Annotated in this window: 20 protein-coding genes; 10 read left to right on the forward strand and 10 right to left on the reverse strand. The window is 53.1% G+C overall.

Annotated elements, in window-relative coordinates:
* Nucleotides 1-17: 17 nt before the first annotated feature.
* Both BW974_RS14540 and BW974_RS14545 read right to left on the reverse strand, forming a co-directional pair.
* Nucleotides 18-1244, reverse strand: coding sequence for a CaiB/BaiF CoA transferase family protein (locus BW974_RS14540; RefSeq protein ID WP_076431001.1), 1227 nt, complete (start codon nucleotides 1242-1244; stop codon nucleotides 18-20).
* A gap of 6 nt (nucleotides 1245-1250) precedes the next feature.
* Nucleotides 1251-1469, reverse strand: coding sequence for a hypothetical protein (locus BW974_RS14545; RefSeq protein ID WP_076431002.1), 219 nt, complete (start codon nucleotides 1467-1469; stop codon nucleotides 1251-1253).
* Between the two features lie 357 nt (nucleotides 1470-1826).
* On the opposite strand from BW974_RS14545, the gene BW974_RS14550 reads away from it, so the two are divergent.
* From BW974_RS14550 to BW974_RS14575, 5 genes are all read left to right on the forward strand, one after another.
* Nucleotides 1827-2843, forward strand: a complete 1017-nt coding sequence (locus BW974_RS14550; protein WP_245800104.1) for a TAXI family TRAP transporter solute-binding subunit — start codon at nucleotides 1827-1829, stop codon at nucleotides 2841-2843.
* A 9-nt stretch (nucleotides 2844-2852) separates the two neighbouring features.
* Nucleotides 2853-3347: a DUF1850 domain-containing protein gene (locus BW974_RS14555; RefSeq protein ID WP_076431004.1), complete on the forward strand. Its 495-nt coding sequence runs from the start codon at nucleotides 2853-2855 to the stop codon at nucleotides 3345-3347.
* Nucleotides 3344-5338, forward strand: coding sequence for a TRAP transporter permease (locus BW974_RS14560; RefSeq protein ID WP_076431005.1), 1995 nt, complete (start codon nucleotides 3344-3346; stop codon nucleotides 5336-5338). Before BW974_RS14555 ends, BW974_RS14560 begins: the two co-directional genes overlap by 4 nt.
* Nucleotides 5339-6198: 860 nt before the next feature.
* Entirely contained in the window at nucleotides 6199-6642 is a 444-nt protein-coding gene (locus BW974_RS14565; RefSeq protein WP_076431006.1) for an ester cyclase, read from the forward strand.
* A 519-nt stretch (nucleotides 6643-7161) separates the two neighbouring features.
* Nucleotides 7162-7974 (forward strand): CDP-alcohol phosphatidyltransferase family protein, encoded by an 813-nt coding sequence (locus tag BW974_RS14575; protein WP_076431008.1) that lies wholly within the window; start codon nucleotides 7162-7164, stop codon nucleotides 7972-7974.
* 472 nt (nucleotides 7975-8446) lie between these two features.
* Here BW974_RS14575 and BW974_RS14585 read toward each other — a convergent pair whose 3' ends face one another.
* The 3 genes from BW974_RS14585 to BW974_RS14590 all read right to left on the reverse strand — a co-directional run bounded on the left by BW974_RS14585 (nucleotide 8447) and on the right by BW974_RS14590 (nucleotide 10630).
* Nucleotides 8447-8872 (reverse strand): hypothetical protein, encoded by a 426-nt coding sequence (locus tag BW974_RS14585; RefSeq protein WP_076431010.1) that lies wholly within the window; start codon nucleotides 8870-8872, stop codon nucleotides 8447-8449.
* 259 nt (nucleotides 8873-9131) lie between these two features.
* The gene (locus tag BW974_RS26990) at nucleotides 9132-9254 is read right to left on the reverse strand and encodes a hypothetical protein (protein WP_281247697.1); all 123 of its coding nucleotides are present in this window, start codon (nucleotides 9252-9254) and stop codon (nucleotides 9132-9134) included.
* Between the two features lie 137 nt (nucleotides 9255-9391).
* A complete protein-coding gene (locus BW974_RS14590) occupies nucleotides 9392-10630 on the reverse strand; it encodes an RNA-guided endonuclease InsQ/TnpB family protein (RefSeq protein ID WP_076431011.1) in 1239 nt (412 codons plus the stop codon).
* A gap of 762 nt (nucleotides 10631-11392) precedes the next feature.
* Between BW974_RS14590 and BW974_RS14595 the strand changes: the two genes are divergently transcribed.
* The 3 genes from BW974_RS14595 (at nucleotide 11393) to BW974_RS14605 (ending at nucleotide 12926) form a co-directional block, all read left to right on the forward strand.
* Nucleotides 11393-11869, forward strand: a complete 477-nt coding sequence (locus BW974_RS14595) for a DUF7344 domain-containing protein (RefSeq protein WP_076431012.1) — start codon at nucleotides 11393-11395, stop codon at nucleotides 11867-11869.
* 76 nt (nucleotides 11870-11945) lie between these two features.
* Nucleotides 11946-12314: a HalOD1 output domain-containing protein gene (locus BW974_RS14600; RefSeq protein ID WP_084186304.1), complete on the forward strand. Its 369-nt coding sequence runs from the start codon at nucleotides 11946-11948 to the stop codon at nucleotides 12312-12314.
* Nucleotides 12315-12566: 252 nt separating this feature from the next.
* Nucleotides 12567-12926 carry a DdfA family disk-determining factor gene (locus BW974_RS14605; RefSeq protein ID WP_076431013.1) on the forward strand — a complete coding sequence of 120 codons (360 nt, stop codon included), beginning with the start codon at nucleotides 12567-12569 and terminating at the stop codon, nucleotides 12924-12926.
* A 686-nt stretch (nucleotides 12927-13612) separates the two neighbouring features.
* Here BW974_RS14605 and BW974_RS14615 read toward each other — a convergent pair.
* The 5 genes from BW974_RS14615 to BW974_RS26530 form a co-directional block, all read right to left on the reverse strand.
* On the reverse strand, nucleotides 13613-13834 hold the full coding sequence (locus tag BW974_RS14615) for a hypothetical protein (RefSeq protein WP_076431014.1): 222 nt from the start codon (nucleotides 13832-13834) through the stop codon (nucleotides 13613-13615).
* Between the two features lie 582 nt (nucleotides 13835-14416).
* Complete coding sequence (locus BW974_RS14620) at nucleotides 14417-14626, reverse strand: SWIM zinc finger family protein (RefSeq protein ID WP_139328884.1); 210 nt, start codon at nucleotides 14624-14626, stop codon at nucleotides 14417-14419.
* Nucleotides 14627-14680: 54 nt separating this feature from the next.
* Nucleotides 14681-15925 carry an inorganic phosphate transporter gene (locus BW974_RS14625; protein ID WP_076431016.1) on the reverse strand — a complete coding sequence of 415 codons (1245 nt, stop codon included), beginning with the start codon at nucleotides 15923-15925 and terminating at the stop codon, nucleotides 14681-14683.
* A gap of 440 nt (nucleotides 15926-16365) precedes the next feature.
* Nucleotides 16366-16890 (reverse strand): DHH family phosphoesterase, encoded by a 525-nt coding sequence (locus BW974_RS26525; RefSeq protein WP_245800106.1) that lies wholly within the window; start codon nucleotides 16888-16890, stop codon nucleotides 16366-16368.
* Nucleotides 16891-16923: 33 nt separating this feature from the next.
* A complete protein-coding gene (locus BW974_RS26530; protein WP_245800108.1) occupies nucleotides 16924-17355 on the reverse strand; it encodes a DHH family phosphoesterase in 432 nt (143 codons plus the stop codon).
* 133 nt (nucleotides 17356-17488) lie between these two features.
* On the opposite strand from BW974_RS26530, the gene BW974_RS14635 reads away from it, so the two are divergent.
* Together BW974_RS14635 and BW974_RS26535 are read left to right on the forward strand one after the other, a co-directional pair.
* Nucleotides 17489-17728 (forward strand): amphi-Trp domain-containing protein, encoded by a 240-nt coding sequence (locus tag BW974_RS14635; RefSeq protein WP_076431017.1) that lies wholly within the window; start codon nucleotides 17489-17491, stop codon nucleotides 17726-17728.
* Nucleotides 17729-17784: 56 nt separating this feature from the next.
* Entirely contained in the window at nucleotides 17785-18831 is a 1047-nt protein-coding gene (locus BW974_RS26535) for a YihY/virulence factor BrkB family protein (protein WP_076431018.1), read from the forward strand.
* Nucleotides 18832-18859 lie beyond the last annotated feature (28 nt).

Raw genomic sequence — 18859 nt, forward strand, 5'->3', positions numbered from 1 at the left:
ACCGGGGCGAGAATCAGTTAGATAATATCATTGTGCTCTAATCGGTCGATATCGGCCGCCGTGTAGCCGTACTCAGTGAGGATTTCTTCAGTGTGTTCACCGAGGAGTGGCGGATGGGAACGGACACTCGCAGGTGTTTTCGAGAGATGCATTGGGCTGCCTGCCATCTCAACGTCACCCGCTGTCGGATGAGAGACGGATTGGTGCATTCCTCGCGCCATGACCTGAGGATTGTTGAACACGTCTTCCATGTCCTTGACGGCAGTCGCTGGGACGCCGTGATCGTCCATCAGGTCGAGGATTTCCATCGTCGTGTACTCCGCGAACTGCGCTTCGAGCAACGCATCAAGTTCCTCGCGGTTTTCGACGCGTGAGGCGTTGTCGTGAAACCGGTCGTCATTGATGAGGTCGTCGCGATCGATTGCGGTACAGAACTTCGGCCAGAGGTTCGGGGAGGGAACCGCGATAACGACGTAGCCGTCAGCAGTCGGAAACGCTTGATAGGGGGCAATCGTTGGGTGTTTGCTTCCCATCCTGCCAGGTGCGGAACCCGTTGCGAAGTAGTTCGACGCCATGTAACTCATCCATGCGACCTGCCCGTCGAGCAACGAAACGTCGATTTTCTGTCCCGTTCCATCCCCGAGTTCACGTTCAAGCAGGGCGGCAAGAATGGCCTGCGTGGCGTACATCCCTGCACCGATATCGGCGATTGCGACACCCACGCGCACGGGCGCACCATCCTTCTCACCAGTGATGCTCATTAGGCCACCTTCCGCCTGCATGATGAGGTCGTAAGCGGGACGGTCTTTGTCTGGGCCCCATTCGCCATATCCCGAGAGAGAACAGTACACAAGTGCGGGGTTCTCCTGCCGTAGTGTCTGGTAATCTAGTCCCCACTCCTCCATCTTGCCGATGCGGAAGTTCGAAACGACGATGTCAGCCTCGCTTGCGAGGTCACGAAAGAGGTCGCGCCCGTCTTCGCTCGCAAGATTAAGCGTCATCGAGCGTTTATTTCGGTTCACGCTGAGGTAATACGCGCTCTCTTCCGAATCGCCGTACGTTGGCGGGTGCCATCCTCGCGTCTGGTCACCCCTATCCGGTCGTTCTACTTTGATGACGTCCGCGCCGAGGTCACCCAACTGCATCGTACAGAACGGGCCGACCAGGACGCGAGAGGCGTCGAGGACGGTAACACCGTCGAGGGGTCCACGATTCGTCTCTGGCTGTTTTGTTTCTCCAACCATGTGCTGTTAGGTAATGTTCTCGGCGAGTCGGTCGAAAATCATCACGTGAAGGTCGCGCGTCTCGTCCGCGATTGACGTTGTCTCCGCGTCCACCATTGGACACACCGACGAGTACTTCGCTCCGTTCTCGGTCACGTCGGGCGGGCGGCAGGTGATGTGGGGGGATATCCGACTCGTCCGCAATTCAGTCGGTCGATTTGTGGCTAGCGAGACGAAATCTAACATGGTCGTAGTAGATGTTTTGAAAAATCCGGGTTAAACTGTTTCGGTAAGGCGTTCTCCGCAAAAATGACCTAACTTATTTTACAACCGACAGGCAGACGATCGATTTCTATCTCTGGATGGACGGAGAAATCACGGGAAAACCACGCTCTAGATGGCGGTCAATGGGTTCGGCAAGCGTCAGTGACTCGAACCAGTACGTTTGAAAACAATTGTTCGGGGAATTCGGTTCGTCGAGAAGATGCGAAGGAGGAAAACCGATGAATATTATAGATGTCCAACTATACTAATATAATATGTGGATAAATTAGACAGAATTGAATTCGATGCATTTATTGTTACTGATTGTTGTTTTTTGGTATGAGTAGTGATAGACCCACACATGGTGTGAATCGGCGTACATTTCTCAAATCGAGCGCGGGTATCGCAGCGGCGGCGACGCTCGCCGGCTGTTCTGGTGGTCCCGCTGAATCGGGAGATTCGGGTGGTTCCGGCGGCGGCGATGGGGGTGGAACGCAGTTCGTGACTATCGGCACCGGTGGGACGGGCGGCGTCTACTATCCGCTCGGCGGCGGAATGGCGGATATTATGAACAAAAACCTGGATAACGTCGAGGCAACCGCCGAATCGACAGGAGCATCCGTCGAAAATTGCCGCCTCGTCGCGAACGGCGAGATGACGATGGCCCTCGCTCTCGGAAACTCCGTCCTGCTCGCGGTCAACGGCGAGGGCGACTTCGACGAGGCACTCGACCTGAAGGCTGCCTTTGGAGCATATCAAAACAGTACCCAAGTTATCACGACGAACAACTCCAATATTGAAACGATTCCAGATATGAAGGGGAAGAAAATCTCCGTCGGTGCCCCCGGTTCCGGAACCGAAGTCATCGCGAAGGAACTTCTCAACTATTTCGATATCACCTACGAGGATATTGACGCACAGCGACTCTCGTTCAGCGAGACAGCGACGGCGATTCAGGACGGACAGGTGGAGGCAGGATTCTGGTCGGTCGCCTATCCAGCGTCCTCGATTCAGAACCTCGCCAGTCAGCGTGATATCAAGTTCGTCAAATTCCCCGAGAAGGATTTGAACGAGATTACGTCACAGTTCGACTACTACTCGAAGGGCACCGTTCCTGGGGGTACGTACAAGGGCGTTGACGAGGACGTGCAGGTTCCCGGCGTCACGAACACGATGGTCGTTCAAGGCAGCATGAATGACGACTTCGCGTACAAACTGACGGAAGCCGTCTTCGAAAATCTTGATACGCTGTCGGAAGTCCATCAGGCCGCGAATCAGTTCGAGAGCACGGCCCGCGCCGCCCCAATTGACCTCCATCCGGGTTCGAAGAAATACTTCGACGAAGCAGATATTTAAACTAAATTCATGCGCATCCGTCTGCTACTCGCTCTCCTCGCCTGCGGGGTAGTTGTCGGTGTCGGTTCGACGACGGATGTGACCGTCCTCCACATTCAAGATGCCCGAACTGGCGAGACGACCGGCGTCGAACGGATCGACCCCGGACAGGAGTTCGCCATCCACTACATTCATTCATTCGATAAAACCCCCATTCACGAGGTGTACGTCATCCGTGACGGCAAAATAGTTCAGATACGGGAGGAATTTCAGTATTTCGCGATCGGATTGGAGTACACCGAACGCGATCAAGAGCGTGTCGGAAACTTCACCGTTCTTCACATGGAGCGAGCCTTCGACTCGTTTTCCCTTCGTGTGGCGACGTATACGAACCAGTCGCTCGTCATCGGTGATGAACGAACGCCGCTGACCGACTACGCCGAGCGATGGGACACCCTCACATTCTCCGCGGAGCGGATGTCGTACCTCGAATATGCATATTACAAAACAACTACACAAGCATGAGCGAAGCAACTGAATCAAATCCAGACGAAACGGCCGAATCGAAAACCGGAAAGACGCGTGAACTAACCGGAATCGCCCGCTATCTCGCGGTCGCTGTGGCGGTCATCGCCGGCGTCTATCACGTGTACACCGCCGGTTTCGGGACGCCCGGCGCGTTCATCAATCGCCCGCTTCACCTCGCGTTCGTCACCATCCTCGCGTTCTTGTTGTTCCCCGGCCGCAAAACGGACACGGAGGGCGTACCGTGGTACGACTGGCTGTTGATGCTCGTTTCCATTCCGAGTGTTCTATACATCGCATACGCCATCGAGTTCGGAACGCTCGCGTCTCGATCGGGAACTCCACTGACGCGTGACCTCGTTTTCGGGGCGATCACCATCCTCGTCGTTCTCGAAATCACGCGCCGTGCGACGGGTCGAGCGCTGCCGATAATCGCCTCGTCGTTCCTCCTGTACGCCTACTACGGTCGGAGCATGCCCCAACCGATCATCCACCGAGGGTATACCATTGAACGCATCATCTCACACTCCTACCTCACCACCGAGGGTATCTTCGGCATCCCGCTCGGCGTGAGCGCGACCTTCGTCGTCGTGTTCATCATCCTCGGGGCGTTCCTCGAAGTGACCGGTATCGGCGATTGGTTTATCGACCTCGCTTACGGTGCGACGGGTCGAACAACCGGTGGTCCCGCGAAAACGTCGGTTCTAGCGAGTGGTTTCCTCGCCAGCCTGAACGGTAGCGCCGTCGCTAACACCGCGACCACGGGTGCGTTCACCATCCCGCTAATGAAACGCACCGGATTCAAATCGAAATACGCCGCTGCCGTCGAATCCGCCGCATCGAGCGGCGGCCAGATCATGCCACCAGTGATGGGTGCGGGTGCATTCATAATGTCTTCGTGGACGGGAATCTCCTACGTGACCATCATCTCCGCGGCGTCGATTCCAGCGTTGCTCTACTTCCTTTCAATTGGCGCAGCAGTGCATTTCCGTGCGAAAAAGGAGGGACTCGAAGGTATGGATGCGAAAGATCTCCCCAACCCATGGCAGCTACTCAGAACCGGGGTTCATTTCTTGATTCCCCTCGTCTCCCTCGTGATAATGCTCGTTCAGGGGAACTCCGCGATGAAAGCTGCGTTCTACGCCATTCTGCTGACCATCGTGGTTGCAATTCCACGTGCCCGGGCCGAAGAGTTCGGTCGCGCGCTCACAAACGGTGACAGTGCAACGATTCGCCACCTCGGACGTAATGCCCTCGCTATGGGCGTTGCAGCCCTAGAGCGCGGAATGCGGATGACCATCACCGTCGCCGCTGCTTGTGCGACTGCCGGTCTCGTCGTTGGTATGGTCACGCTCACCGGCCTTGGGCTGAAATTCAGCACGCTCATCACCAGCCTCTCGGGCGGTTCGCTCATCATCGCGCTGTTTTTGACCATGCTCACTTCAATCATTCTTGGGATGGGACTTCCGACGACGGCCGCCTACGTCGTTCTTGCCGCCCTTGGAGCACCCGCACTCGTTGATATGGGTGTTGAACTGATCGCTGCGCACCTGTTTATCTTCTACTTCGGCATCATTTCGGCGATTACGCCCCCAATCATGTTGGCTGTGTTTACCGCCAGCGGGATTGCCGAATCTGACCCGTGGAAGACCGGGTTTACTGCGCTTAACCTTGCGGCCGCAGGTTTCCTCGTGCCGTATATGTTCGTTTATGGCCCACAACTCCTACTTGTCGGGTCAACTACACAGATCGCCATCGGGGCAATAACGGCCATCGTCGGCGTACTCGCACTGTCTGCTGGAACGCAAGGGTTCCTGTATATGCCCACCAATTACCTTGAACGGACCGCTCTCGTCATTGGTGCTGTAGTGCTAATCGCACCTGGTCTGATGACCGATATCGTCGGATTCGCCATCATCGCTGCTGTGTTCTTGAAGCAGTATGCTATCAACGAACCACCGGAAACGCCGACTCCGGACGTCGCAGATTAATCGATTTGCTACTGTTTGGAACCTATACGGAAGAAATATAACCGAAATATGCTTTCCGGGGACGACTAACCAGTTTTCATTGCCGCTTTTACTGCCCACAGGAAGTCACCCATCCAAAATCAGGCGAATTCCGAAAGTCGACCTCGCTGCCGTCGTCCGTTCTACTGTCGGTTATAGAATTGATCAATCATCGAGAAGCGAGTCAATATTCCAGAAACCAGACTGCTTTTTGCCTGAACTCACCATTTAGTCTGGATTCAGTAAGCGACCGGATTCAGTGAGCGCTACTGCCTTGCGCTTCTCGAGGAGTTCGGTGAAAAACACGGGGTGACGTGGAAAGCCTCCGAACCACCTTCAGATCAGAATAACGGAAACGCCCGACGCAAAAGACTCTACACCGACCTCGACGTCTGGGACGACGACTGACGATCCGATCCAACCCGTGACGGTCATCACGAGGGTTCGACTCCCTCGGCGGATCCTTACCCGATTTGGTGCGACGAGCAACCTTCCCGGAAAACCTGGGAGGGGGTGAACTCGTTCACCTGCTAAGCTACACACGGCAGGTTGGTGAACTGGTTCATCACCCCGATCGGGTTTCAACCGCCACGAACACAACCGAAGAAACCACCATCACGGCTGGCGGTTGAACACCTCCGGCGGACGGAAGTGAGAACTACGACCCGATTACTTGGAAGTGAACTTGTTATAGCGGTGTTTTTGCGGTAGAAGGCTGCTGGTCACCGTGTGCCGGAGAACCGGGTTCCACCCGGTAGGGGGTGATGAACGACTTCACCACCCCCGTGTGCAAACACAAATTACCGTTGCTGGTGTACTGGTTATACGGGGGAGGGAATTCCATGAGTACAGCAGCCGAATCAATCATTCGCCAAGATATTGGAGAGGTGTGGAACAGCAGCGGTTCCCTCGACATCATAGACGAAATCGTGGCCGAGGATTTCGTCTTCTATGACCCGATGGGCTTCGCTGAGATTCGTGGCCCGGACGAGTACCGGAAATTCGCTGAGCGGTTCCGGGCAGCGTTCGCGAACATGGGTACGGAAATCGAGGAAATAATCGCCAAAGATGATCGGGTGGCAGCTCGAGTAACGATGCGAGCAACCCACGAAGGGGAGTTCATAGGTATTGAGCCGACGAACCGGGAGGTCGAGTTAAAAGGGATAGTAATCGAGCACATCGAGGATGGGAAGATCAAAGACAAATACATCAATGACGATCGACTCACGTTCTTCGCCCAACTAGGTGCAGTCGAACCGCCCGATGAGTTGATTACATCTCACTGATTTGCGCCCGAGTTCATTATGAACTCTTCGAGATAGTCCAACGCGGAACGAAACGGAGGGCGCTGAGTATACCGTTGTAATCACGGGGATTCGGAGAACCCCCACTCGGGTGGCACCACCATGTGTATTTCAATGAATATACTTGGAAATGAATATTTAGGTCAGTAAGTGGAACTACTGGGTATAGCCAGTCACCACGCTGGACTTCCTAGGAACGTAGCTTTTTGGTTCGTCAGTCCTCCGATACCCTATGCATGTCGACTCAATGGGCTGCGATGCCGTCACAATGCAAGATGTGATCGAACTTGATGCCGCCATCTGCCTCCAACGTTTGGCAGTCGTCGATTGCAACGCGACTCTCGCTCAGATTGTTCTCCCATCGACCATCGAGCGAGCGTTTTCCTCATCTTCACAAGTATTGACCAATGACGTCGCTGCGAACGGAGTCGCAGTGAGGCTGAACCATTTCGACGTCGGGTGGGAGTGTAGTCAGCTATTATCCACCCCAGGAATTAGGCCATGAGTGGCGAGACACGTACTCTCACAACGAGACTCCGGATCGAGTGGAGCCTCGCTATATTCATCGCCTTTAGCGTCGCTCTCACCGGGAGTTACTTTGTCGATGCTGCTGTCGTGGAGGACGTAAGGTGGCAGTGGTTTTTTCTCACTGGTGGCGTGCTCGTCTATGAGTTTTGGTTTTTACAGCGTCACCTTTCGCTGAACGACCAGGGCGACGGATCGCTGGGAGCTGCGAACGTCATAACACTTACTCGTGGGATGCTGTACGCTGTCGTGGGTGGGTTTCTCATTGTCTCACCAGTCGAGGGGGTTCGGTGGATTCCGGGGCTCTGTTACGGGACTGGTGCTATCCTCGACTTTCTCGATGGGTGGGTGGCTCGCCAGACCAACCAGCAATCGACACTTGGCGCGAAACTCGACCTCTCGTTCGACTTGCTCGGCGCCCTCGTTGCTTCCCTTGTCGCTGTCGTCTGGGGACGACTCCCGATTTGGTATCTCGCTATTAGCGCCGCCGGTTATCTCTTCCGTGGTGGCACAGCGTACCGTCGCTACCGGGGAGTATATGTCGCGCCACTCCCCCCGAGCCGCGTCCGACGGCCACTCGCTGCTCTCCATATGATCGTGATTACGATCGCGCTGATTCCAGTGCTCTCATCCGATGTGATAGTGCCGCTCGCTACGGTCGCGATGATTCCTTCGTTACTCGTTTTTGTTCGAGACTGGCTCGTGGTCTCTGGACGAATCACATCAGTTAATCTGGAAAGTGGGTTCCAGACGTCGGAGGAGGAAGATAGCACGAAAAGAGAAGGGTAGGCAGTGAAAAGACAGCGGTTCAGTTACGCTTCATACATATGACTTGTATATATGTTATAAAATCTCGCACTCCCTGTGCGAACGGACATCAGGTCGAACGACTAAGTCAGTAGATAGATGTTTTTTATCATTTGTGCTATCGCTTCCGTTTTCCGTGATTATGACCGTCAAAATTCGGGCATGGTTATAGACAAGATTTTCAACTCAAAAACAATGTAGAAGATAACAGAGATTCCATACGAAGGGTGGAAACAGGCCCCAAGAACATCAATTGGCGTGCCATGGATAAAAAGGCTGAAACGAGGTAGTTCAGCAATTCCTTCCGTCCTGTTCTCACGCATGGCCAGCACGGGAAGTCACTAAGGCCGTCGCAGTCACAGTTTTCGGATTCGGTATCGTCCTCCGATGGGAAGGCCTCGAGCGTCCCGTCGTCGATTTTCCAATCGACAGGAGTGCATCGCACTCGGGCATTTCAATCTTCGTCGCTCTCTTCTACAACAGTAAGTGGGATGGTTATGTCATCTCCAACGTCGAGAGAACCCTCGTCTGCGACCTCAGAAAACCATGTCATCACCTCTTCGGGCTCTGTTTGGTGGAGAAGTTCTCGCACAACGATTGCGCTTAGTCGTCCCGCGACCGTACTCCCGGCGAAGCGAACCACCAGGTGATCGTCGCTGAAGCGACTAAGGAGTTGCTTTCCGAAACCCCGTCCGAGCGTTCGACCAAGTGTTTCAGCGAGTTGTTCGTAGTCGACGGCCTCATCGTACCCACCTCCATCGTGTAATGCTTGGATGTCTACGCTGTTCAGCAGATTCTTCGCGATTTCTGTCGTGAAGAGCAGATCGAGACCTCGTTCGATCTGCTTTATTTGTTCACTTTGGTCAATCGAGTCGTCCATTGGTTCTCGTCTCACTAATGGGAAACCAACGGTTGATAGCTCTTGGTTGCCCTCGCAAGGGAAATAAACGAGTTACCTCTCGCGGTACGGTTACCAACCGATTGGGATCACTTCCCAGCGATAAGCAGCTGTAGTTTACGCAACCTGTTTTCTTTGTCCTCACCTGTGTATCGTGGCCGGTTATTTACGAAACTGGAAGACGAAAATCAACACACCACTACGTAGTACTGCTTGTGGATCTATCGTGGATCGTATGGAGTCAAACACTGGCCGGTGGCGGCGATTGTCGTTCCTTCGGATGAAGGATGTGCTGGATGATTCCATCGATGTCCGGGGCAGGCACCTCCTCGGGGTCGTCGGATGGGTAATATGGGATGGGCATGGGATTGTACTCAAAGTAGTGGTACAGCAGCAACCCTTATAATTATATTGTATTAATATGTAGAATTTGTGTGAGCCAGCAATCACTATAATTAGAACTACGTGAATATCATCAAGCAACTAGTAAGCTACCACGGCCTAAAGGCCGTGGCATTCACCATGGACTCCCGCTCTAACCAACGTTGGCACGGTTTTAACGCCGTTCGCGTTCATCATCCCGGTGTTCAAGCGCACGCCTACGGGTGCGCCTCCTTCGTCAGCGGTTTGCTTGCCAAGGAGTCTGTAACCGATGTTCTTCGCCGCGTTGTAGTCTGCATGGTTCGCATAGCTGCACTTCAAACACTCAAACGTATCCTGCGACGAACGGTTGTCCTCGTGAGTGAAGCCACACGACGAGCATCGACGCGAGGTATTGGCTGGATTCACCTGTTGAACCGAAATCACGCGTTCTTCGGCCTTGTACTCCACATAGGAGAGCAGACGGCGGAACGCCCATGCGTGAAGCCGGTTCGCGCCGGACATCCGGTCACGGATGTCGGTCAAGTCTTCAAAGGCGATATGTGAACAGCCGTTTTTGTCGGCTTCTTCGACCAGTTCATTCGACACGCGGTGCAAGAGCTGTTCGAATCGGCCTGTCTCTTTCAGACCGACCGCTTGCATGTTCTCGTGAGCGTCTCGCGAGCCACACTGTTGGAGCGATGCACGACGCTTTTCGTATTCGCGGTGCCAGTGGTCGAGTTCGGCTGCCGACCAAAACTCGCCAGTCGAAGTGACGGCAATGTTTTCGACCCCGAGGTCCACCCCGAGAACCGTTCCGTTCTCGCGTGGTTCGGGAGCGTTCACGTCAGCCTTTGTTCTGACGTGAAGGTAGAACTCGTCCGTGGCATCGCGGTAGTGAAGCGTCGCGCCGGTCGTCTCGTAGTCGTCGGAAAAGAGGTACTCCGAATGTGGAGTCTCGCGTTCGTCGTCAGGCAACACGTAGTCGGCGGTGATTCGACCGCCAACAGTCGAAAGGGACGCGTGGTCGTCGTGGAACGTCGCGCTCCGTTTGTCGTATTCGAGGAACGGCGACGAGAAGTATGGAAGACTCGCGTTCTTTCCGCGTTTCCACTTTGCCACGACGGATTTCAACGCGTCTGCCGCGCGGCTTCGTGCCGCTTGAACGAGATTCGAGTGAAGCTCTGTTTCACTACGAACGTCGTCGTAGGTTCGGCTGTTGAGTTTGCCTTTACTCGTTTCGACATAGCCGTCGTCGTTTCGAGCATTCAGAACAACGTAGTTAGCGGCCCATCGGAACTGTTGAATCGTCTCGTGAAGAAGGTCGGCGTCGCTTTCAGTCACTTCAAGTTTGACTTGAACAGTCCACCTGACCTTCATAGATCATATACAACGACTGTGCTTATAAATGCTGATATACAACCGGGAGTCGTCCCGGCAGAAAACGGTAGTACAGTAGTCAAGCGTACGCGTCTTTCTCCCGAGCCTAAAGTCGCGGGTATCCGCGCTGTGGTATCTATGAGCTCTGGACTGTCCCTTGCCGACCAGCAGAACAGAAGATAGTAGTGTTGTAGCCCGTGAGGCTGTCATACTGGTACCCGTAGAAGGTGGTCGTATCCAATGATGACTAGAGAACTGTCCAGTGTGCTACAACGAGTTTGAAGTGGACCGGTTGAGACCACTGGACTGTCCTCTGTGAATCAGCAGATAGACTGTCAGTGGGGGTGAGTCAATGGGACTGTCTATGAGGACAAGAGTGATTGTGGGAGGAGAAGGCGTCTTCTGGTAGTATATAGCTGAGTTACTCCCGAACTGTTGTGTGCTAGTAATGGACTGTCAGGGTAGCTGGTGTAGACTGTTTGTGATGTTGGAATTCACTTGAAAGACGGGGTGTTTCATGCCAAGCACCCTGTTTCAGCCAACCGACTGTCCTCCGTACGAATGCAGGCTGACTGTCCACTATTAGCACACCAGTGATTTTTCCCCATCGCTAGTCATTCTCAAGTCGCTTCGAATAGTCACACTGAGAACATACCAGTACCCGTGGATAGTACAATACAGCGATGAAGTGCGTATCTGTCGAATATGGTCGGGAAAACAGTGTCTACCGGAATTTTTTCGTTTGACGCCTCAGCATCGACTATGGCGGAGAACGAGCCACCTCCCGACGAGTGGGAGAACGATTCCAGTCAGTCCGCCGGGGAGAGTGCTGCCGAGCGTGATCTCGATATTGATGTTTCGGAAGTTGTCCTCGAGTTACAACCCGTCTTCGAGGCGATTGCCCATCCACGACGACGCTACCTCGTCTACACCCTCGCCGAAGAGACAGAGTGGTCACTCGATGACCTTGCGACCAAACTCGCTGCCTGGGAGACCGATACTGCAGAGGCGAACATCGCGACGCTCACGCGCCAGGAGATGTACACATCGCTCTATCACTCCCACGTCCCGAAACTCGTGGATTTGGATGTGATCGAGTTCGACGACAGTACCGAGACGATCACGCCAGGCCCACATACCGTGCAGGTGTTGGCGGCGTTGGAGGGCGCAGGCGGCAGTCTCGACAATCGGCAAGAAACACACGCTCGCAGCGAGTTCGACCGGGAGGACACTCGGTAACCCATGGCTACCCAAAGAGGTATCACTGCCTCGGAGATGATCCACCGATAGGACACTTTCACACGGAGGACGACAGATGACCTCAAGTAATGATCACACTGATGATGGCATCAAACTTGCACCGGATGGAAACGAACCCGATGACCCCGACATGACGTTTGTGACACAGGCTCACTACGACCGCGAGAGCCACCGCGATCTGACCACCGAAATCATCTTCGCGATCGCGGACGCCGCAGACGTTGCTCCCGTGGATCTCAAGGATCCCCCGTTATACGAGTGTGTGGATATTGCTGCGATCGAAGACGGCTTCTTCGGCAAGGAAGTCGCCGGGCAGACCCGTGATAGTGAAGGGAGTGTTTCCTTCCGGTATAATCAATATCACGTCGAGGTTGCCAGTGATGGGTGGATTACGGTCTCTGAGCCGACTGCGGGCGGGGACTGACTGCCTTCTGTTGTATTGTTTGTGTTCGTGAGGGACGGATGTACGAGTGGCACGGAGTATCCTTCACTTCAATTGTGTTCGATTCCCAGCCAGAGCTTTATGTGACTGGCGCGTAAAGTTTTCGACGTAGAAGCAAGAACATACTGTGTATCTATTTCCACCCGGCGGAAACAAACCTTTCAGAAACAGTCTGGCTGTTTCACATGCCATGTGTGGGTGCATTCTATAGTTAGTACTTCTCGCACCCACACCATGACCGAACACCCCCATTCCAACGACGAGCACAAGCAGACAGACGATGCGGCCTACCAGACAGAGTTTGATCCGATTACAGACAGCGTTAGTGAAGAACTTGTCAGGGCAATTGCCACCCTCAATGATGCTGACCCCACTGAATTGGCGCTTCTGTGGGAGTTTGTTGACCCCGAAGCACTTGATGCGCTCTTCGGACCACGGGCTGCAGGTAACCCGCGTGAGACGAATGGCCGGGTTTCGTTCACGTACGATGCGTACCACGTTCGAATCGATAGCAGCGGGCAGATTACGTTCCATCAGTCCGAGTCCGAGTCAGAGTCAGTCAGTGAGCGCTCACCCAGTGAAGCAGACGAGTAGTGCGAAAGGGGGCATTCCTCGGAGTATACATCAATGCTACCGGGCAGAGGGTCGGAGACGGTCGCCAGTCGAAGCGAAGTAGAACTACGAAGGTTAGTATGATCTGCTAACTCACTACTGGCTCAAAATCTGATGCAAGAGGGATAGAATAGACTCACGCAGAACACTGCAACTCGGGAAAATCTTCCTCGTATCTACTGCTTATCGCGAGAACTACTTAAACGAGAATTCGGTCAGTGACTATCGCCCTCTTCGACGTGAATTGACCCACCGCACTCACTACAGCAGTACTGTTCGGGGTTACGTACCGTCTTCGAGCGTCGATACCGGGCACTCCGACCGCCACAGTCCTCGCACACCAGCCACTACTTTGGCACGGTGAAGCGCTCGCAGTGTTGCGAGGTATCGTGGGAATCGGGTGAACGTCACACCATGGTCAGCGTCGCCAAACTCGTGGTACTACCAGGTGTGGAGCAACTTACTAGCGCACTCAGAGTTCAGTGGTAGATCACTAGCAAGATATTATTTTCAGACAGAAGCTACGAATAGATCACTGCCAGTATAACTAACTATGGAAGTAGCGTACCCGAACTGCCGAGTAGCACTTCAAACGGGGATGATCGGCATCAAAAGCTCGGCGCTCGGGACGGTGGCACTATTTCCAGATTGACGACCACCTCTCGAGTTCATTCGGTTTCGTGTGATTTCGTCGATAATTGATAAGGACTGTCTCGTACCGAACAGAGGGCATACTTCGTAACGTCTGCTTGTCGTTGCGCTCGATGTGAAACCTCCCTGTCGATCGTTTCGACCGGCAAGTCAGAGAAATGTTCGGCGGCGACGTTCGTTGCGTGTTGCTCTGCTCGGTCGAGGAGGGCCGTCGGTGTCTCAGGTGTATCGTCGGTCACAACATTTAGAAACTGTATCAGTATAAAGAGAATGGTGAGAAATATCGGATTAACAACTGCCGAGATTCTGGAAGTCGCTCTGGTTACATTTTGAACAACAGGAAGGTTTCGAGATAAAGGTGGTACCGCATTCTTCGCATTCAAAAATATCACCGGTCGCCCGTACCTGCTGTTCTGTCTGCTGAGACGGGGTTTCTGAACTGAAGGCACCGCGTAACCAATGTAGTAGTCCCATAGCAATGCACAGACACTTTCTCTACATATATAGGATTTATCACAAAAATACCATAATGGCCGCCATCATTACTGTATAGAATAATGTTAATGAAGTCAGCTTACCGGTTATGAGATGCCGCTGAAACCCTCATAGTCGCACTTCTTAGGTTCGTCAATCTTCACCCCAAGGAGAAAGTCTCAAGCGTCCCGGGAAGTACTCGGCGGCGATATCGGCCGTGTGCTGTTATGTATCTCCCTCAGGTGTATCGTCGGTCGCAGTTTTCGCGCTTTCCGCCAGCGTTCGCTGGTCGGTGATCCCGAGAACGCTAACTGGCGTGTTATGGATAAAACAGGCTGAAGTGGTGGTTAGTTCGGCAGTTCTTTCCGTCCCGTTCGCACGCACGACCAGCACGGGAAGTCACCGAGGCCGTCACAGTCGCAGTCTGCTTGTTCGGCATCGTTGTCGTCTTCCGATGGGAAGGCGTCGAGCGTTCCCTCTTCAGTTGCGGTTTCGACGGCGGCTATGTGTTTGCAAAAGGCGTTGCGGTGGACGTGGTGAGGGCACGTCCAGGCCATCAGATCGTCGATCACGTCGTCAATATTGTATACGTGAGATCGGCTAAACCACGTTCACAACAAAAACGCAAATACCGGATAAGAGGCAACAACCGCTAGCGAGGGCGTCAACACCCACATTGTAACGATACGTTTGGCCGCTGCCGAGTCGAACAGGCTCCGCTGATCGAGATCCGCCGGCCCTTCTGCACCAACGTCGGGCACGTCTGGCAGTTCCTCCGGCTTTTCCGCCGGTTCCTCGTGACGGGCAATATCGCCGATCGTTGGACTTGCAGGCATATCCTCAGCGCGGGAGGTGACCAACGCTCCTGTCGCGATCTCTAAATCCGGATTTTCACGTTCCGGCGTCGCAAACTCAATGAGGGTCGCTGCTCGGCTTGCCCGCCCCCATCCGAGTCCAATAATCGTCGACGTCGTGCTTACTGCGAGACTTGCCGGAATTCCGAAATAGGACAGAATCGTGATGACTGTGCCACCAACTATGGAGACGATCAGTGAGGCGAGAATTGGTAGCTCTGTAATATCGTCTCCTACCGTCTCTAACGTGCGACGGGCGATGGTGAAACTGCCTAGGCCGAAGGCTACGACCGCAAGTAGGACACCCTGATTGACAGTGAGCGACCCCCCTTCGCCGACGAGCGGGGCCACAGCGTTCGCCGCGTTTGACGCCCCTGCCGAAAACGCCATATAACACGCAATGACAACCACCGAGATTGATCCAAGGATGTCCTGTTGTGTCGCGTTCGGATTCAGGTAGGGTCGAGGAATCGCCCCAGAACGGTCGAGTTGGATGAAGTGGAGATCAAACTTTGTGAACGCGACATAGCGATCCAGATATGGATAGATATAACGCCCAACCACAATTCCGATGCTAAGGCTGATCAACGGTGCGACGATCCATGCCGAAACGATAGTAAACATCAGTGCCTGATTGAGTGTATTCGACGCGAGGCCCAGTCCAACGATGGCGCCGACGGCTGTCATTGAGGTTGAAGCTGGAACGCCGTAGAGATTCGAAATAAGGAGTGATGCGCCGGTGAAGAACAAGACGGCGACGCTCGCAGCAGGCGTGAATTGAGTTGCTGGCACGATACTACTGCTCATCGTCGCGATGACATTTCGACCGACAGTCCATGCTCCAAGAAAGCCAAAACCAACGAATAGGGCTGCTGCGGTTGCCTTCCGAAGGAGACGCGAGCCGACTGCCGGACCGAACGCTACACCCGTCGATGAGCCACCAATATTGAAGCCAACGAATACGGCGACGACTACACCGGCGACGGTTAGCACTGATACCATTGGTTTCTCTCTAAATCAACGTTGCTGAATCCTATATAAAATCCCTGAAGCCAGCTCCGAGATTGTACTGACTAGCCTGCAATTATTCGCTATCCTAAGCTTCAATTCTTCATTGTCCATACCCTAGGGCTGTACATTTTGAGCGTGCGAGTACATATCCAATCTTCAGTATTTGTTTTCCATCTATCGACGAGAGTTTGCCCTGTCGGTCATGCATATAGTAGCGAGAATACCCTCCGGATTCTAGAGACGGGGAGGAATTGCGTTCGGTTAGCTGGGCAGTTGCGCGTAGTTCTCCCGACCGTCTGTTCTACGTGGTCGTCTCATCGATGTCGAGGGCGCGGGAGTCTTTGAGCAAGTACGGCCCTTTGTCGTTGCTATGACCACGACATCATGGAGTACATCGCCTATTAAGTCCGGTGAGTAGGCTTCATCAGTAATCATTCAGGCTTTGTGAGTTCGCGGAATAGCCGATTCGTGATAAGTGAGGTTGCAATCTCAAGTATCTCATCATGGTCTTCGTCGTCTTTGAGAAGAGGAACACACCCACCAGCCATTTGACGATGTCCTCCTAAGCTTCCCATCGAACCAAACGTTTGGTCCAGTAATTCGCCGACGTGGGTAGCTGAGTCGGTTGATCGTGCGCTAAACTGAATTTCATCGTTGATAACACCAAACACAACTGCGATATGAATCCCCTGTAGGTTCAATAGAAAATCAGCTGCCTGCGGGAGCGCGTCTCGCTCGGTGGTCTCTCCAGCAAACGAGACCAAGGACGATTGCTGGATTTTGCGATTGTCAATTGCCTCACTCAATGCATCGATTGTCTCTGGCGTATACGGGACATTCAACAGGTTTGTAAAAAGGCCTTGATCAATAAATGGATGGAGATACTCTGCTGCAGCATATTCTTGTGCTGATACTTTACGTGTAAATCCGAGTGTATCGGAGCGAATCCCGATCAACAGTGCAGTTGCAAGATCACTTTCGGGGACGATCTAAAGGTCGTGTAGATATTCAACTAAAATTGTCGCGGTCGAACCGACGTTCTCACGTCGGTCAATAACAGCGGCTGTTACCTGCGTTGCTGGATGATGATCGAGAACTATATCGATGCTAGCAGTCGATGGGACATCATTGTTCTCGCCAGGAACTGAATGATCGACGAATGACACCCTATCGTATTTCTCTAACAGTTCGTTTTCAAAGTTCACTAATGGAATGTCAAGACGATCAACGAGGGCTCGATTTTGTTGGTGAGAAATGCCACCATTGTAAGTAATAGTGATTCGTTCTACTCCAGCGTACTCTCCAATTCGTTTGAGCGCAAGTGCACTCGCAAGGCAGTCAGGATCCGGGTTGTTGTGGCAAACGATGAGCAAGGATTCCTGATTCCGAAGATAGTCAACTACCTGCTGTACACGAGTCACAACAAGTAATTCTTCGACTACTCAGGCATTAATCCATAGGCCAGTTGGATGTTGAGCACTAGCACAATAATCCGTTTCACCCGAACTCCTTGCCCAAAACACCTATCCGAGCGATTTGAGATAGCTATCCCTGATGTCCGAAAAAATACTCCACGAAGAGAAAACCCCGCGAGAAGAAGTCGCTGATCGATTGCAAGCAATTGCACACGAACTCCGAGAGGGCGGGGATGCCAACATCGATGTCGGCAACAAAACGGTGACCCTCTCACCAGCAGATTCTGTCGGGTATGAAATCGGCACGCGAGAATCGTCATCGGTACTTCGTGGGAGTCGCGAATCGGTGACAGTTAAACTGGACTGGAAACCCGAGTAAGAGCAGGATTGTGTATCGTCGGTAGAACCTTAGGATCAAACCCACGTTTATCGATTATGTCTCCATCTGTTCAGAACGGTATCACAGTCGCTCGGTCAGTTCGAACCGAGATACAAGAAAAACAGGTAACGTTTCTCGCAGGGAGTATCGCGTACCATGCATTTATCTCTCTTCTACCTCTATTGCTTCTTGCATTTCTAGCGTTTGCAGCGATCGGCAACAACAACTTGCAAATGCAGGTGATCAGTTTCGCGAACTCCCTTTCTCCCGAGATTGGTGAGCTTGCTAAAACAACACTCAACAGTGAACAAGGACAAGCGAGCGCGTCGATTGTGGGGATTCTAACGCTCACGTGGGGAGCATTGAAGCTCTTTCGTGGGTTGGATACTGCGTTCTCCGAGATCTATGCAGCCGAAATCGATGAATCCATCCTCGACCAGGTACGTGATGGTCTTATCGTCCTATTCGCGCTCGGAATTGCTGTTATCGCAACAATTGTTGCAGGCGCACTGCTTGCCCTCTTTCCCGCCGTTCCATTCATCGAATTGCTCAATCCGATCGTGTTGATCGTGGCACTCGTCATCGCATTCTTCCCGATGTATTATCTCTTTCCTGGCGTCGAAACCACCCCGCGTGAGGTTCTACCTGGAACAATATTTGCGGCAGTGGGATGGACAGCACTTCAGGGCTTGTTTCAGATTTACGTACACGTAGTTGGCTCAAGCGCTTCGGGTGTTCTCGGTGCAGTGCTTCTTTTGGTGACATGGCTCTATTTTAGTGGGTTAGTATTGCTCACTGGAGCAGTGCTAAATGCCGTCCTCGCACACCAAACGAAAACAGCAGACAAACAGACAGAAACACGACAACGATCACTCAACCGCGATGAAGCTGCTTGCTATGTTCGCCTTGTTCGTGAACGAGTGTTCGGGCGGTATGAGCGAATGGAAGCGATAGAAGTACCAACCGGCGAGTCATTCTTGGATTCTATCACGGAACGACCTGCCACAGTCGAATTGATTGAGGAGATATCGAAAGCGGACGGTGGCAAGCAGTACGAAATTCGAGTGCGGTGGAACGAGAACAGCGACGAGAATGAGGACTAATCTGGGAAAACGTTCACAAAACGGTTCT

It is taken from the genome of Haladaptatus litoreus (assembly GCF_900156425.1).
GTDB lineage: Archaea > Halobacteriota > Halobacteria > Halobacteriales > Haladaptataceae > Haladaptatus > Haladaptatus litoreus.